This is a genomic window from Pseudomonas sp. ML2-2023-3 (genome assembly GCF_037055275.1).
In the GTDB taxonomy this organism is placed as follows: Bacteria; Pseudomonadota; Gammaproteobacteria; order Pseudomonadales; family Pseudomonadaceae; genus Aquipseudomonas.
In genome coordinates this window covers 1141887-1159259 of sequence record NZ_CP146343.1, presented here as the reverse complement: position 1 = coordinate 1159259, position 17373 = coordinate 1141887, and the positions used below count along the sequence as shown (strand labels likewise).

At 53.7% G+C, this 17373-nt stretch carries 8 protein-coding genes and 1 tRNA gene; 8 read left to right on the top strand and 1 reads right to left on the bottom strand.

The features are described 5' to 3' along the window. Window positions 1-13: 13 nt before the first annotated feature. From rpoD to V6P94_RS05270, 3 genes are all read left to right on the top strand, one after another. Window positions 14-1861 (top strand): RNA polymerase sigma factor RpoD, encoded by a 1848-nt coding sequence (gene rpoD / locus V6P94_RS05280; RefSeq protein WP_133075298.1) that lies wholly within the window; start codon window positions 14-16, stop codon window positions 1859-1861. A gap of 117 nt (window positions 1862-1978) precedes the next feature. Next, on the top strand, window positions 1979-5350 hold the full coding sequence (locus V6P94_RS05275) for an EAL domain-containing protein (RefSeq protein ID WP_326398582.1): 3372 nt from the start codon (window positions 1979-1981) through the stop codon (window positions 5348-5350). 15 nt (window positions 5351-5365) lie between these two features. Further along, window positions 5366-5442: transfer RNA gene (locus tag V6P94_RS05270), tRNA-Ile, on the top strand. A 250-nt stretch (window positions 5443-5692) separates the two neighbouring features. On the opposite strand, the gene V6P94_RS05265 is transcribed toward V6P94_RS05270, so the two are convergent. Next, window positions 5693-6855, bottom strand: a protein-coding gene (locus tag V6P94_RS05265) for an IS3 family transposase (RefSeq protein WP_095019831.1) whose coding sequence is annotated in 2 segments (ribosomal slippage) — window positions 5693-6600 and window positions 6600-6855 — 1164 coding nt in all. Because the reading frame shifts where the segments join, the coding sequence is not laid out codon by codon here. A gap of 918 nt (window positions 6856-7773) precedes the next feature. Here V6P94_RS05265 and V6P94_RS05260 point away from each other — a divergent pair. The 5 genes from V6P94_RS05260 (at window position 7774) to V6P94_RS05240 (ending at window position 17358) form a co-directional block, all read left to right on the top strand. Further along, complete coding sequence (locus tag V6P94_RS05260) at window positions 7774-10158, top strand: sigma-70 family RNA polymerase sigma factor (protein ID WP_338649071.1); 2385 nt, start codon at window positions 7774-7776, stop codon at window positions 10156-10158. A gap of 76 nt (window positions 10159-10234) precedes the next feature. Further along, the gene (locus V6P94_RS05255) at window positions 10235-11677 is read left to right on the top strand and encodes an ATP-binding protein (protein WP_338649070.1); all 1443 of its coding nucleotides are present in this window, start codon (window positions 10235-10237) and stop codon (window positions 11675-11677) included. Next, entirely contained in the window at window positions 11674-14580 is a 2907-nt protein-coding gene (locus tag V6P94_RS05250) for a Z1 domain-containing protein (RefSeq protein WP_338649069.1), read from the top strand. The genes V6P94_RS05255 and V6P94_RS05250 overlap by 4 nt, the downstream gene beginning before the upstream one ends. Further along, window positions 14564-15577: a PD-(D/E)XK motif protein gene (locus V6P94_RS05245; protein ID WP_338649068.1), complete on the top strand. Its 1014-nt coding sequence runs from the start codon at window positions 14564-14566 to the stop codon at window positions 15575-15577. Before V6P94_RS05250 ends, V6P94_RS05245 begins: the two co-directional genes overlap by 17 nt. Then, window positions 15574-17358, top strand: coding sequence for an AIPR family protein (locus tag V6P94_RS05240; protein ID WP_338649067.1), 1785 nt, complete (start codon window positions 15574-15576; stop codon window positions 17356-17358). The genes V6P94_RS05245 and V6P94_RS05240 overlap by 4 nt, the downstream gene beginning before the upstream one ends. Window positions 17359-17373: the final 15 nt, after the last annotated feature.

Here is a 17373-nt window from a genome sequence, read left to right as displayed (position 1 = left end):
TGGATAGGGTGTTATGTCCGGAAAAGCGCAACAGCAGTCTCGTATCAAAGAGTTGATCACCCTCGGCCGTGAGCAGAAGTATCTGACTTACGCAGAGGTCAACGACCACCTGCCCGAAGATATTTCAGATCCGGAGCAAGTGGAAGACATCATCCGCATGATTAATGACATGGGGATCCCCGTACACGAGAGTGCTCCGGATGCGGACGCCCTTATGTTGGCCGATGCCGACACCGACGAAGCAGCTGCTGAAGAAGCAGCTGCCGCGTTGGCGGCAGTAGAGACCGACATTGGTCGTACTACCGACCCTGTGCGCATGTATATGCGTGAAATGGGCACGGTAGAACTGCTGACACGTGAAGGCGAAATCGAAATCGCCAAGCGTATCGAAGAAGGCATCCGTGAAGTGATGGGCGCAATTGCGCACTTCCCTGGCACGGTTGACCATATTCTCTCCGAGTACACTCGCGTCACCACCGAAGGTGGTCGCCTGTCCGACGTTCTGAGCGGTTATATCGACCCGGACGATGGTATTGCGCCGCCTGCAGCCGAAGTGCCGCCTCCTGTCGACCCAAAGGTGAAAGCCGAAGGTGATGACGAAGAGGACGATAAGGAAGAGTCCAGCGAAGAAGAGGAAGAGGTCGAAAGCGGCCCCGATCCGATCATCGCGGCTCAGCGCTTTGGCGCCGTTTCCGATCAGATGGAACTCGCTCGCAAGGCACTGAAAAAGCACGGCCGTGGCAGCAAGCAGGCAATTGCCGAGCTGGTTGCACTGGCAGAGCTGTTCATGCCGATCAAACTGGTCCCGAAGCAATTCGAAGGCCTGGTTGAGCGTGTTCGCAGCGCCCTGGAGCGTCTGCGTGCACAAGAGCGCGCCATCATGCAGCTGTGTGTACGTGATGCACGCATGCCGCGTACCGATTTCCTGCGCCTGTTCCCGGGCAACGAAGTCGACGAAAGCTGGAGCGACGCGCTGGCCAAAGGCAAAAGCAAATATGCTGAAGCCATTGGTCGCCTGCAACCGGACATCATCCGTTGCCAGCAAAAGCTGTCTGCCCTGGAAGCAGAAACCGGCCTGAAGATTGCCGAGATCAAGGACATCAACCGTCGTATGTCGATCGGTGAGGCCAAGGCCCGCCGCGCGAAGAAAGAAATGGTTGAAGCCAACTTGCGTCTGGTTATCTCCATCGCCAAGAAGTACACCAACCGTGGCTTGCAGTTCCTCGATCTGATCCAGGAAGGCAACATCGGCTTGATGAAAGCGGTAGACAAGTTTGAATACCGCCGCGGCTACAAATTCTCGACTTATGCCACCTGGTGGATCCGTCAGGCGATCACTCGCTCGATCGCCGACCAGGCCCGCACCATCCGTATTCCGGTGCACATGATCGAGACGATCAACAAGCTCAACCGTATTTCCCGCCAGATGTTGCAGGAAATGGGTCGCGAACCGACCCCGGAAGAGCTGGGCGAACGCATGGAAATGCCAGAGGATAAAATCCGTAAGGTATTGAAGATCGCTAAAGAGCCGATCTCCATGGAAACCCCGATCGGTGATGACGAAGACTCCCATCTGGGTGACTTCATCGAAGACTCGACCATGCAGTCGCCAATCGATGTAGCCACTGTTGAGAGCCTTAAAGAAGCGACACGCGATGTACTCGGCGGCCTCACAGCCCGTGAAGCCAAGGTACTGCGCATGCGTTTCGGTATCGACATGAATACCGACCACACCCTCGAGGAGGTTGGTAAACAGTTCGACGTTACCCGTGAACGGATTCGTCAGATCGAAGCCAAAGCGTTGCGCAAGCTGCGCCACCCGACGAGAAGCGAGCATTTGCGCTCCTTCCTCGACGAGTGATAACAAAACCCCCGGCCCTGCCGGGGGTTTTGCTTTATAGCCAAGACCCTTCCTGCTCCCTCCCCCTGCCACAGCCCGACTACACTGGATGCATCCAGGCGTTTTGAAGAGACGCGCATGTCACGATTGCTGGCCATCCTGCTACTGTCGCTTGTCGTTTGGACTACGGGCTCCCATGCCCTGACGTTCACCGATAATGAACAACAGTGGCTCAAAGACCATCCTGAGCTGCTCCTGGGTATCGACACCACGTGGCCGCCCTTTGAGTTCCGCGATCAGGAAGGCAACTACAAGGGCCTTGCCGCCGATTACATACAGCTGATCAGCGACCGGCTGGGTATAACCTTCAAACCGGTGGCAGCTCCAAGCTGGAGCGAAGTGCTGGAACAGACCAAAGAAGGCAAGATCGACTTGCTGCCCGGCATCATGTCGACACCTGAACGTCAAAAGTACCTGGCGTTTACCCGGCCCTATCTGGACTTCCCCATCGTCATCCTCGCCCACAAGGGTGGCGCGTCACCGAAAAACATCGAAGACCTCTACGGCCTCAGGGTCGGCGTCATTGAAAACTACGCCCCCCATGAGCTTCTGCGCGCGCAATACCCGGACCTGAACATCGTCGCACTGCCCAACGTCAGTTCGGCCCTGCAGGCACTGGCCACGGATCAGGTCGATGCGATGGTCGGTGACCTGGCTTCCAGCGTATGGAGCCTGCGCCAGCTCAAACTCGATGGTCTTTACGTCAGTGGCGAAACGCCTTTTCGCTTTCAGCTGGCAATGGCCGTTCCCAAAAGTCAGACTGTACTGCTCGAACTGCTGGACAAGGTGCTGGCTGACATAAGCCTCAGTGAAACCGAAAGCATTCAGCAGCACTGGGTCGGCAACATCAGTGATTACCGGGCCTTGTGGCGCACCTTGCTGGTGTATGTCCTTCCCGGCGCGCTGCTATTGATCACCGTGCTGCTCATCGTCGTGCGCATCAATCGGCGCCTGAGCTCTGAAATTTCCCGGCGAACGGCCCTGGAACAGGAGCTGCGCAGCAGCGAGCATCACTACAGGGGAATGATTGAAAGCCTTTCAGCTATCGCCTGGGAGGCACCACTGGACGGCGACACCTATACCTATGTCTCCCCCCAGGCCGAGGCTTTGCTGGGCTACCCGATTGCCGACTGGCTAAGTCTGGGCTTCTGGAATCGAATCCTGCACCCCGACGACCTGGCCCGAGCCCGGGACTACCGCGAAAAGGCAATCAACGCCAACTGCGACCACAGCCTGGACTATCGCGTGATCACCGCTGACGGCAGCACGCTGTGGCTGCGCGACATCGCCAGCATCACAACCCATAACCTGCAGGTCATACTGCGCGGCCTGATGATCAATATCAGCGAAACCAAGCAAACCGAGGAGGCCTTGCGCTTATCCGAAGAAAAGTTCGCCAAAGTATTCCATGCCTCACCCAATGGCCTGTTAGTGAGCCGAAAAAGTGACGGCCTGTTGATAGAGATAAACGAAGGCTTCAGCCGTCTCAGTGGTTATGACAATGCCAGCGCCTTGCACCACTCAACATTTGACCTGCATCTATGGGTGGATTTTCAACAGCGGCGCGAAGTACTGCGGCTACTGGAACAGGACGGCTTTGTAAGGGACTTCAGCTGTAACTTCCGTCATAAAGACGGGCACATTCGCCTCTGTGAGATCTCCAGCTACCCACTGATGATCGGAGCTGAACACTGCATTCTGACCATCATTCACGACATCACCGAACGTCACCAGATGCAGGAAAAACTCCTGCAAACGGCCACCGTCTTTGAAAGCACGGCCGAAGGCATCATCTTTACCGACCCCCAGCAAAAAATCACTGCAGTGAACCGGGCCTTCACCGAAATCACCGGCTACAGCGAGAGTGAAGCACTGGGTCAGACTCCGAGAATCCTGGCGTCAGGCCAACACGACAGGGTATTTTTTGCAGCCATGTGGCATCAACTGTCGAACGCCGACAACTGGCAGGGCGAAATCAGCAACAAACGCAAAAATGGCGAAATCTACCCCAACTGGTTGACCATTAGCGCCGTGCGCAACAGCGACAACCTGATCACCCACTTTGTGGCCGTATTTTCTGATATTTCCAGCCTCAAACATGCTCAGGCACGCCTTGACCACCAGGCTCACCACGACCCGCTGACCAACCTTCCCAACCGTTTACTGTTTGAAAACCGGTTATGCGAGGTACTGGCCGATCAGAGGCGAAACGGCCAGCGCAGTGCCGTGCTGTTTCTGGACCTTGATCGATTCAAAAACATCAACGACAGCCTCGGGCATCCAGTGGGCGACCTTCTGCTGAAAGGCATCGCAACCCGCCTCAAGGAACAGCTGCGCGACATCGACACAGTGGCCCGCCTGGGCGGGGATGAGTTCATCATTTTGCTGCCCGGGCTCAAACAAGCCAACGATGCGCAAATGATTGCCAACAAGTTGCTGGCGTGTTTCAACGCACCCTTCCTGGCAGGCGAGCACGAGCTTTTCATCAGCGCCAGCATCGGCACCAGCGTATTCCCGGACGATGGCGACGACGTCGCCACACTCGTCAAAAATGCCGACCTGGCGATGTACCACTCCAAACTCAAAGGGCGCAACCGCGTCGAACGCTACAGCCACGACCTTGGTTCACAAGCCAGTGCGCGGGTCGTCCTGAGCCATGAGCTGCGCCGAGCCCTGGAACGCGGCCAGGTATCACTGTTGTACCTACCCAAAATCAGCCTGGATGACTGCAGCGTGGTCGGGGCCGAAGCTCTGCTGCACTGGATCCACCCCATACTCGGAGAAATCCCCCACGAGCGCTTGATTCATCTGGCCGAAGAAAACGGCATGATCATACAAATAGGGGATTGGATGCTTGAACGCGCCTGCCAGCAACTGCACTCATGGAACCAGGTGTACGTCCCCTTTGGAGCGATCTCAGTCAACCTCGCAAGCGCTCAACTGCACCAACCCGGGTTACTGGAGCACGTACAGCACCTGCTCAAGACTTGCATGCTCAAGCCCGGCTACCTGCAACTTAAAATCACTGAAAGCTTTATTACGTGCCAGGCCGAAGAAGCCTGTGAAGCCCTGCATCGACTCAAACAACTGGGGGTAAGACTGTCCATTGACGATTTCGGCACCGGCAACTCGTCCCTCAGCTACCTCAAGCGCTTGCCGCTGGACACGCTGAAAATCGACTCGTCTTTTATCAAGGGCCTGCCCGATGACGCACACGATGCCGCTATTGTTCGCGCCATCATTACACTGGGGCACAGCCTGCAATTGACCATCATCGCGGACGGCGTAGAAACCGGGGCACAGCGTACATTCCTGGCCCAAGCCGGTTGCGAACAAATCCAGGGCGCCATCGTCAGCCCCCCTCTGTCTGCTGAAAAATTCGCAGCAACCTTCCTTCGTATGCCTATTTCAGATTTTTCGGATAGCACTACCGAGAAACCGTCGTTATAATCCGCGGCCTACTGAGGGCCTATAGCTCAGTTGGTTAGAGCAGGGGACTCATAATCCCTTGGTCGTAGGTTCGAGTCCTACTGGGCCCACCATACTCAAAGCCGCGCACTGCGCGGCTTTCGTGTTTCTGGAGTGGTCACTGTTTTTACAGTCCTACGCTCCAAGGGTACAAATTAGGTACAGTGCTGGTTCGCCAGCCGCCTAGGAGCAACCTCTCATGGCAACACTCGTCAAAACACCTTCCGGCACCTGGAAGGCCCTGATTCGCAAAACTGGCTGGCCTACCGTGGCTAAAACCTTCCGCACCAAGCGTGATGCGGAGGATTGGTCTCGATGTAGTGGTCAACTCATCCCGGACACGGTTTTGAGTTTTTCTTCCGTTTTCGCTGGGGCCAATCCATCGTTAAATTGATGAGGTCGGATCCAGTTGTAGTGATGCATCAGGTACTGGCTAATATCTCTCTGAGCCTGGTGGCCGGTCATGTAGCCAGTGGTTGGTATCCACTCTGTTTTCAAGCTGCGAAAAACCCGCTCCATCGGCGCATTATCCCAGCAGTTTCCTCGGCGGCTCATACTCTGACGCATGCGATAACGCCACAGCCGCTGGCGAAAGTTGCGGCTGCCATATTGGGATCCCTGGTCTGAGTGAAATAGCAGGCCTTGCGGCTTGCCACGCTGCTCGTAAGCCACATCCAACGCCTTGATCACCAAGTCTGCATCCGGCTTTTCTGATAACGCCCAGCCCACCACTCGGCGAGCGTAAAGATCCATGACAACCGCAAGGTAGTGCCATTTCCCCTGTGCCCAGATGTAGGTGATGTCGCCGCACCAGACCTGGTTGGGCGCTTCGACATCAAATTCTCGGTTCAATATATTTGGGATATCCGGCCGCTCGACTGTCGCCTTTTTATAGGCGTGTGATCCTGGCTGCTTGCTGACCAACTCCAGCTCACGCATCAGCCTGCGTACCTTAAACCGTCCAATTTGCTCACCTTCTTCTTGCATCATCAACGTGATGCTTCGACTGCCGGGAGCACTTCGGCCCTGGGTGAACAACTCGCTCACTCGGCTACGCAGCCTGAGCCGCTCAACATCTGGTGTTCGCCGCCTTAGACGATGCGCGTAGTACCCCGAACGAGCGACCTCAAACGCCTCGCACAAGCAGTCAACAGGCTCATGGACGCTTAGCTGATTGATCAGCGCGTACGCTCGAGATCTTCCGACATCAAGAGCGCGGTAGCCTTTTTTAATATTGATTTCTCGCGCTCGAGGCGAGCAATCCGAGCTTCCAACTCCTGGATTTTTTGCTGCTCTGGTGTCAGGGCCTTGCTCTGGGGCGTGACGCCGGTGCGCTCTTGCTGAAGCTGGTCGACCCAGCGGCGCAGCGCCGACTCACCAACACTCAGTGAACGACTGGCTTCGATGAAGCTGTAGTTTTGCTTGAGCACGAGGTCGGCAGCCTCGCGTTTGAATTCAGCGGAAAAGGTACGGCGTTGTTTGGTCATCTGACACCTCGATCTGGCGAGCATTCTCGCCTAAAAGGGTGTCCGGTTTCATTAGACCACTACAATCGAACTGTCAGCTGGAATTGACCATCCCAAGGTATACCAACTCTCGGAGGCTGAGCGGAGCAAGCGAAGGGAAGCCGTAACCTTTGCCAACGCCTCAACAAACCTGTCTGCATTTGAAATCACTGACGGTATGAAACGCCTCGGCGAGCGTTACATCAGCGGCGAGATTGATCTGGAAGAATTTGTAGCGACCTCGCGGCTAGAACACGCTCAGTGAAATGAGATCCACAGATGCCCATATTTTCATTGCAGGCGTGCGTGCATCGAACCGGAAAAAGCTTGTTCATGAACAAGTACTAAATCCCGTGGAACACTAATGCAGGATAGGCTTTTCGCCGGTCAATAGGCGCCCAAAGCTTGTTCATGAACAAGGATTCAAGCGCATGGAGATCTAGTGCAGGATAGGCTTTCACCGGAAAGCTGTACTACACAACGCCATCTCCACTACGGTTTTTCCTTGTTCATGAACAAATTTGAAAGACGGTGGAGCACTAGTGCAGGATAGGCAGAGCGCCGGTTAGGTGTACGCACAGCTCAAGATGTAACAATCGGAGATGGAATTCTTTACCTGCTTGTATCTAGTGGATATTGTGACCACATTCGCATCTTCGGCAGCTACAGCTTTCAAGCTCAGAAACGGGGTGACGAGTCCCAACCTATAGGCACCCACAACTCCGTTAAGGGGCACCTTCACGTTAGTAAGGGGTGGTGTGAGCACTCATACCGCAAAGGATTGAAAAATTGGCATGAAGTCATCCTCTCATCGAATACCGACCTGCTTAAAACTCTTCTGTCCGATCTTCTTCGCCGAATGTTCGGTGCAGGAGGGTGCTCGAATGTTTAGGATTTGAGATGGCTATTCTGAATCCTTTACTTCGCATGGCCACAATCGCTGGAGTGGAGGTCGCCGTCAGGCTTCACATCTCCAGGGGGGACAATCTCGATGCCCGTGATGGCAGCGGCTGTACGCCTTTGATGCTCGCAGCAGCTCGCAAGAAAAAGGGGGTTCTTCGTTTACTGTTGGATGCAGGTGCTAGCCCAGAACTTATCGATGCCGAGGGCCGAAGCGCGCTCGCCCATGCGTTGAAAGGAGGTTGTCCAGAATGTATTGCAATACTGGAAAGCTTTCCTCGGCCGGTGGCGCTCAGTCAAGGGGAGGATGGAGCTGTCCCTCTGGATTTAGGTCTAGGCCCGATGCTTTTCTCGGAAGCAACTCCTCCAGTAACGCAAAGCTCGAATGAGCTCGATTCTAGAGATCTGGATCCAACAGTTGAGAAACCTAAAGACTTCGAGATATTAGGAGAGCTCAAGCCCGCTGGAGTGCTCGAAGTCTTGAGTCCTTCTCCCGTTTATTTTTGTGGTTCGAGCGCCCCGGTACACATTCTGGAGCTCGACGATCAGCCTCTAGAGTCGGAGTTCGAAAGTTTTTGGGAGGCTGAATCTGAGACCGAGGCCCCGGCAGGGAACGAATCTATTGCCCTAAGCGTCACCGAGCTGCAGGTGCTTATTGGCCTCCATAAGGCGATTGATACAGACGAAAGCTGGGACGACATCGAGCTATTTCTTCCTGAGCGCTCCCTTCCCCTCGTGCGCGATCACGATGAGGGAATCCGAGGCATGCTGTTTCAAGGCATACGGGAAGGAGGGGTCCCGGAGGGAGCTCTTATACAGCTATGTCTCCGTCCAGACGGATCGCGCAACGAGGAGTTTGAAAACCTACTTCACTTTGTTTTGAGCGATCTCAGTGTTCGGATCTTTGAAGGAGAAGGCTTGGATGACTCTTCCTTTCTGGGCACCCCTACTAGCGATGAAGAGCATTTACTGGCTGAGGTATTGGAATATACGGAGGACCTAGCTTCTGGCAAAAACGACCCTCTACGACACTACGTCAAGTCGTTTAAGGCCAAGTTACTTCGAGCTGATGAGGAGATTGCTTTAGGCAAAGAGATGGAGGAAGCCGGAAGTCTCGCTCTCGATGCTCTTTCATCATGGCCGTATGGTCTCGCGCGCATTTTTGAGGCTGCCGAAAAAGTTATAAGCGGGGAGGCAGATTACGAAACGTTCAGCTCTGGAAGGGATGCCTCGCCGGATGTCGAAGCCAAATCCGACAGTACATTGCTTGACGATGAATTTGATGAAGAAGAGCTTGAGCCGGACGCGGCAGCCTTTGTGGCGGCTGTTTCTGAAGCACGGTTGGCTGTTGGCGATCAACCAAAAGTCCGAGTCGCTTTAGGCAGCGCTGGCTTGCTTCGCGGGTTCTTGCTGGAACTCTCGAAATACTCCGACGCGGATCCGATCAGCTCCTTATTTTCTTCCGCTATTCGTCGCCAAGAGGCCGCCCGCGAGAAGATGATCCTCGCCAATCTTCGGCTGGCGTTTTCTATCGCCAGAAAATACCTGTGGTCAGATGTTCCGCCCGATGACTTGGTGCAGGAAGGGAATATCGGTTTGATGAAGGCTGTAGAGCGTTTTGATTGGAGGAAAGGTTTCAGGTTCTCCACTTACGCTACCTGGTGGATTCGGCAACAAATTTCTCGCTCTATTGCCAATACAGCGCGAGCCATTCGAGTTCCGGTACATATGCAGGAGCTGGCCCGCAAGACGCTAAAGGAACGGGCTGAGCTGGAGGGGCGCACCGGGAAAGTAGAGACCGAGCGGGAAATCTCTATTCGTTCCGGAGTGCCTTTGGAGAAGATCAAGCTTCTGCTGAACACAGTTGCGGAGATTACCAGCCTCGACGATTGCCTCCCAAACTCCGACATCCCATTGGTGCGAGTCGTTCCGGAAATGGAATCGTCTGATCCGGCTTTGGCCGCGGAGCATGCCTCCCTCCGAGCCATTCTTCTCGAAATGATCAGCGGGCTCGATCAGCGTTCTGCTGACGTTGTCATACTCCGTTTTGGCCTGGGGCAAGAAGAGGCGATGACGTTAGAGGAGATAGGAAGCAGGTTTGAAGTTACACGCGAGCGAATAAGGCAAATAGAGTCGAAAGCTCTGAGAAAGCTGTCTACCCCAGCCAAGAGGGACAAGCTTGGTCCTTATATCGGAGATCAATTCGAAGTGTCTCAGGTAGATGACTCGACGCCCCCTCAGACTAGCTCCACTCTTCCCGCTTCTAAGCGAGCAAACATGGATGAATCGGACATCAGCTCGCCCGAAGATGCTGAGGTAGAACCAGATGATTTACCTGGGGCACCATCCCAAGAGATGTCGTCGGAGCGCGCCCTTTTGTCTTAGGGCTCATTATTTTGTCCGGAGTTGATTACCTCAAATGAGCGAGAGAACTAGAAGTGCGCCCCCGAGAGCTGGCGCGATGCTTGAGGCGCTCAGGGGGCTTGGATACACAACTGCTTCAGCGCTGGCAGACGTTATTGATAACGGTATATCTGCTGGGGCGTCCAATATCCATGTGCGGTTTGACTGGGCCGGCGAACGTAGCAAGATTTCGATTTTGGATGATGGTCGAGGAATGAGCGACTCTGAGCTTGAGTCTGCGATGACCCTCGGGGCAAGGAATCCGCTTGAGGAGCGCTCTGCTACAGATCTTGGACGCTTTGGTATGGGTTTGAAAACAGCTTCATTTTCCCAGTGCCGTCGTCTTACCGTCGTATCCAAGATGCTGAATGAGCAAGCCTCCTGTCTGCGATGGGATTTAGACGCAATTGCTGCCGCTCCAGATCTTGGCTGGCTAATGTTTGAAGGACCTGCCAATGGTTCCGAGGCATCGATTGCTTCAATGAGTTCGGTCACCTCCGGGACGCTTGTTTTGTGGGAATGCCTAGATCGAATAGTCACGCCAGGCTACAGCTTGGATCACTTCGCCGACCTTATAGATGATGTGGAAATGCGGCTATCGATGGTTTTCCATCGGCTTATTGAGGGACCGAACCCCTCCCTCCAACTGTTTATAAACGACCAGAAGCTGAGCCCTTGGGATCCCTTTATGATTGGGCATCCTGCTAAGCCTTGGCATTCGCCTGTAGCCAAAATCTTGGCAATCGAGGTGCAATGTCATGTTCTCCCCCATAAAGATCGTCTCACTGAGGAGCAGTTTCGCAAAGCGGGCGGGCCGGAGGGTTGGACTTCACAGCAGGGTTTCTATGTGTACCGGAACCGTCGCCTCCTTCTGGCTGGTGGTTGGCTGGGACTTGGGCAAGGACGGGCCTGGAATCGAGAGGAATCGCATCGACTTGCACGGATAAGGCTGGATATCCCTAACACCGCGGATGCTGACTGGAAAATCGATGTTAAAAAATCAACTGCCAGACCCCCCGTAACTGTTCGGGCTTGGCTTACTAAGCTGGCCGAGGATACGAGAGGGAGAGCCCGACGGGTCTTCGCTTTTCGCGGCGCGTCGGTGCCTGTCTCGGCCGGCCCTCCGCTTGAGCAAGCGTGGCGTGTTGAGAGGCTCAAAGATGGTGTGCGTTATCGCATCGACAATGGCCACCCTGCGGTTGCGGCTGTTATCGAAGCAGTTGGTGCTCGCGCTGATCTTGTCCGAGCGATGCTTCGCGTCGTTGAAGAGACAGTGCCAGTCCAGCGCATTTGGTTGGATACCGCGGAAAACAAGGAAACGCCTAGAACCGATTTTGAAGGAGAGCCAAATGCGGCCGTCATTGAAGTCGCAAGCGTCTTTTTTAATGATTTGAGGAATCGTAAAGGGTTGAGTGTCGAAGAGGCGCGTAAGTCGATGCTCAGAACCGTTCCATTTCAAAAATACCCAGCGTTGGTCGCCAAATTGGGAGGCTCGGAATGACTTCAGCGGAAGAGGCAGCAGCACAAAAGGAGCTGTTGGAAAACGTCATAGCTACTGCACAGCGGTTGGTGAAGGCAGAGAAGGACAAGTCGAAAATTACGCCCGCGTTCATCGCCGAGAAGGTCAAGCTCGCGACGGCCATGTTTGCGGGGGAATCCTTTTCTGATGTGGATGAAGGAAAAGCGGTTGTTACGTTGATCCAACGCTTCAGTCATTGGGTTGGTAAAGCGACGACGCTTAAGGACAACACGGGACATTTTGACTGGCTCACTTCCGCCCGCAAACAAGATTGGCACTATTGGAGGCGGTACAGAGACTATTTGGAATCAAAGCTCTCCGATACGGTTGTTGATGGGCTCGATGAAGCTACTGACGACATACTTGGTCTGCTGGAAGACCCCCTGCGTGGCGATAGCTGGGATAGGAGAGGTCTTGTCGTCGGGCACGTACAGTCGGGCAAAACCAGCAACTACTCAGGGCTTGTATGTAAGGCAGCTGATGCCGGCTATAAAATCATCATCGTGCTAGCAGGTATGCATAACAATCTGCGTTCGCAAACACAGATGCGACTGGAAGAAAGTTTTCTTGGTTATGAAACGACCATTGATCGTGATCCTGGAATGCCTATTGGGGTCGCAGAGTTTGGAGAGGATTTAAAGACTAACTCAGCCACTACGCGCGCCGAAAACGGAGACTTCAATAAAGCTATTGCCAAGCACTTTCACGGAATTTCGCCTGAAGAGCGACCTTGGCTGTTTGTGGTTAAGAAGCAAAAAACAGTTCTGACCGCTTTGCTTGATTGGATTCAGAAGCGTGTCGCCGACAGCAGCGATTCGAGTGATGGCCGCAAACTGGTGACGAAGCTGCCTCTCTTGGTTATTGATGATGAGGCTGATAACGCCTCTGTGGATACAGGGGAGCAATTATTTGACGATAAGGGTTCGCCCGACGAAGAACATCAACCGAAGACAATCAACAGGCTTATTCGCCAAGTGCTTCACTCGTTTACACGCAAAGCCTATGTCGGTTACACAGCTACACCTTTCGCCAATATATTCATTCATCACAAAGGGGCTACGGCTAAGGAAGGGCCAGACCTATTTCCGAAGTCTTTCATTATCAACCTTGCGGCACCTTCCAACTATGTAGGGCCTGCCCGCATGTTTGGGAAAATGACCAAGGAGGGGCGCAAGGGTGCGCTTCCCCTCTCTCGAGACATTTTTGATCACTACGATCCCGAAATTGATTCGGGGTGGATGCCACCGAAGCACAAAAAAACACACGTCCCTACCTACCACGGGCAGGAACTCATTCCTCCGTCATTGAACGAGGCTGTATGTGCCTTCGTGTTGGCCTGTGCTGTTCGCGAGCTGCGGGGCCAGAAAGATCAGCACAGCTCCATGTTGGTTCACGTGACTCGCTACGTAGACGTGCAGAATCATGTGCGGGAGCAGATCGAAGAAGCTGTGCGCCGCATGCGGCAAAAAATCAGTAGAGGCCTTGGTGCGGTTGACCTCATAAGTCAGCTTCGCTCGCTCTGGGATAGAGACTTCCTTCCAACCAGAGATCAAGTGATGGAGTTGTCGCCGGTCGAAGAGCATCCGCCAGCCATGCCGAGCTGGAATGACATACTAACGGTTTTGCCCAATGTGCTTGCTGACATCCAAGTCAGATCAATCAATGGAACTGCTAAGGATGCGCTCGACTACGCAACGCTAGGGGCTGCGCTGAAAGTTATTGCGGTAGGCGGCGATAAGCTGGCTCGAGGGCTAACCTTGGAAGGGTTGTGCGTCAGTTACTTTGTTCGTACGACAAAAATGTACGACACGCTCATGCAGATGGGGCGCTGGTTCGGCTACCGCCCCGGTTATTTGGACCTTTGTCGTTTGTATACGTCATCTGACTTGGTTAGTTGGTTCTGCCACATCGCCGATGCGTCGGAGGAGCTTCGGGATGAGTTTGACTTCATGGCTGAAGCCAAGCTAACGCCCGAGCAGTACGGGCTAAAAGTGATGTCGCATGAGGTACTCACGGTTACCTCACAGCTGAAGATGCGTAACTCGCAGACACTTTCATTGAGTTACAGCGGCACGCGACCGCAGACAATTCTTTTTCATCGCAATGCTCGAATCCAAGAGCAGAATCTCGACGCCACTGACTCACTTATTAAGTCCCTTTCGGGCCCAAGTATCGTGCCTAAATATGACAGAGACGGTGAGCCCGACTCTTGGCCAAATGCTCGCCTTTGGAAAGACGTCGATGTGTCTATGGTGCTCTCCTTTCTAGATGCTTACACGACCCATCCAAATGCCACTAGCGCCAAGGCCGCTCTGCTGTCTGAGTTCATAACGAAAATGGTCGATATCGGGCAGTTGAGTAGGTGGAGCGTTGCGCTATTGGGGGGAGGTAACGGGGTTGGCGACGAGCACACCTTCCCTGGTGGCATACCGTCAAAGAATTTCTCTATTCGCAAGACTGAAGACCCTGACGATCCCGAGAAATTAGACCCTAGTAATTTTGCCATTGGGGTGCTCACCGACCCGAAGGACGAGGGGGTCGATATCGATGACGATGTCTGGCGAGAAGCTCTGGCTTTGACTCGTGCGGCATGGAAGCCAGAACCTGCCCGTGGCAGAGAATCTACCCCGAGTTTTCCCAGCGGTAAGGGCATTCGCGAAGCTCGCGGAAAGCTGGGTGGGGAAACTGATCGAGGGGTCCTGATGCTCTATCCGCTCACTCCATACTTCTATAAAGACAAGAACCCCCAACGGCTTATTGTTCCAGACTGGACTAAGCCAATTATGGCTTTTGCCATCGCATTTCCCGCAAGTAAGAACACGATAAGCGTGGAATATGAGGTCAATCTTCTTTATTGGATGCAGGAATATGGCCCGTCTGAGTGAAGAGTTTTTGCTGGCTTGGTCATCGCTCTCAGGTAACGAGTCGTTACCTGGATGGAGTGCCATTTCCCTGCCTCCTGCCGGACCTGTTGAAGTGCAAGCTGGCCGGCGTTCTCCGACGAACTCGGAGGCCGTTCTGTTCTGCTTTCCGTATGTCGCGCTGGCTCGATCTGAGAAGCTTCCCGAGGGGAAAGGATTCTTGGTCGAAAGGGCCGACTCGGTTGCAGATAAAGGAGTGAGATTAGCGCTTAGCCGCAGAGCGGAAGGTAGCCCGGAGTTATTCGCCTCGATGGTGTGCGACGTCGTCGGTGCACTGGATGAGGCAGTGGCTGGTGGCGGCTCAGAGGTACAGTTGTTACGTGTCTTAATCGGACGGGTAATTGCTTGGCAGAGATTTATGTCACGAGGAAATCCCTATCTTGGAGCTGAAACGGAGCTGGGATTAGCGGGAGAGCTCATTTTTTTGACCATGCTGCTGGATTTAAACATTACTTCGGATTTAGTGCTGAGCGCTTGGGTGGGGCCTGATGATGCTCCGCAAGACTTTTTACTGGGATATGGGGCCATTGAGGTCAAGGCTACGATGTCCTCGTCGGGGTTCCCTGTAAAGATAGGTTCCCTAGAGCAATTAGATGACACCGTCGCATCGCCCTTATTTCTTGTCGCTCTTAGGTTTGCGTCGAGAGAAGAGGGACTTAGCTTGCCTGAGATAATCTCGGGAGTTGAGCATCGACTAGGTGGTGATTCTGGGGCAGTGAATATATTCCGGGAAAAGCTGTTGGCTGCTGGCTATTCCGATGCACACTCAATCCAATACAGTCGAAAATTTGAACTGAAAGAAATTCGAGTTCTTGCTGTGTCGGAGGGCTTTCCACGCCTTACTCCTGGGGCAGTCCCCAATGGGGTAACGCGAGCTCTTTACGAAATTAACCTGGACCACGCTCAAGACTTCCTCTCGGATCTTGACGCGGCTCTGGAGCTTTTAGGAGTTATCGCATGACGCTTGATGACTTTCTCGCTGAGACCAAGGGCGAGATTGCAACACAGATGAGCGAGGGATCCCCTTTCGCTGAGCTTGTTTTTGCCGAAGTAGTTATGCAGCACCTTGTTGATGCTGGAATGACTTTCGAGCCGGTGATTTGCCACTTTCAAGGAAAGATTGGCAATGCCAATTTGCGCCTTAGCGGCTATGCAATGTCTGAGGACGCAGACCAGCTGGATCTATTCGTCAGCCTCTATGAGGGATTCTACACACTAACCTCTATCTCCGACCAAGATACGAAGACCGCTGCAGCGCAGTGTGTCCGTTTTCTGGAGTTGTGCGCTGCAGGAAGAGTTGCGGACAAGCTGGATCCTTCCAGTGACGTCCACTCGTTGGCATTAACCATCAGGGAAATTTACGACGAGCTTGAGCAGGTCCGTGTTTACGTCCTTACTGATGGGATTGCTAAGTCGAAGAGTTTCAAATCCAGAGATATTGGTGGTAAAGACGTAAAACTCGAAGTCATGGATATCGAGCGTCTATTCCGTCACAAGTCGGAGGGAAAACCGCGTGACGAGCTAATGATTGACTTCAATGAGGTTTCTGGATCGCCACTGCCCTGTGTTTTCGTGCCGGGGGAAACTGGCGATTATGATTACGCCCTGACTGCTATCCCAGGTGAGGCACTTCGGTTTGTGTATGAGAAGTTCGGTCCACGCTTGCTGGAAGCAAACGTCCGCTCTTTTTTGAGCGTCAAGGCTAAAGGCGTAAACGCTGGCTTACAGAACACTCTTCGAAATGCGCCGGAGAGGTTCATGGCCTACAACAACGGGATCGTCTTAGTCGCCGATGAGATGCGGCTTGATCGTGCCAGCGATGGCTCGCCCGGAATTGTTTGGCTTCGTGGTATGCAAATTGTCAACGGTGGTCAGACTACCGCCTCTATTTTCTTTGCGAAGAAGAAATTTGCTGATATAGATCTGAGCAAAGTTCGTGTTCCCGCAAAAATCATTGTTATGAAAGAGGCGGACCCAGCAAAAGAAGAGGCACTAGTCTCTGATATCTCACGCTACGCGAATAGTCAAAATGCGGTACGCCAATCAGATCTTTCAGCTAACAAGCCTTTCCATGTTGATGTGGAGCGACTGTCCCTTTCGGTTTATTGCCCAGATGGAACTGGAAGGTGGTTCTATGAACGAGCCGCTGGCAGCTACAACACTCTTCTCGCACGGGAGGGCGTGACTCCGGCGAAGCTTCGCGCCTTGAAAGAGTCCATGCCCGCAGGAAGACGAATCACCAAAACCGAACTGGCAAAGTACTTCATGGCTTGGGATGGGCAGCCAGACGTAGTAAGCCTCGGTTCGCAGAAATGCTTTGACCGATTCATGTCAGGCATGGCTGATTCAGAAGCCGGATCGGGAGCGCCTGCTCCTGACGTCGCTTATTTCAAATCGATTGCTGCCAAAGCTCTTCTGTTCAAAACGGTCCATAAGGCCGCACGACCTTTGGTTCCGGCGTTTCTCGCAAACGTCGCAGCCTATACCGTTGCGGTAATCTCCAAAACCTACGGGGAGCCATTTGACCTTGATCGTATTTGGAGCCGACAAGCGATATCTCCTCAGCTTGTAGAGCAAGCAAACATTTGGGCTCGGGAGGTCTACGACCGCCTTCTTGAAACCGCGAATGGAAAAATGATTTCCGAGTGGGCGAAGCGTCCGGAGTGTCTTGAGGCCATGTTCTCTCGACCTTTCTCATCGCCAGTTATTGATGTTCCGGAGGCTCGCCGGGGAGGCCAGTGACAGATATCGTCGATG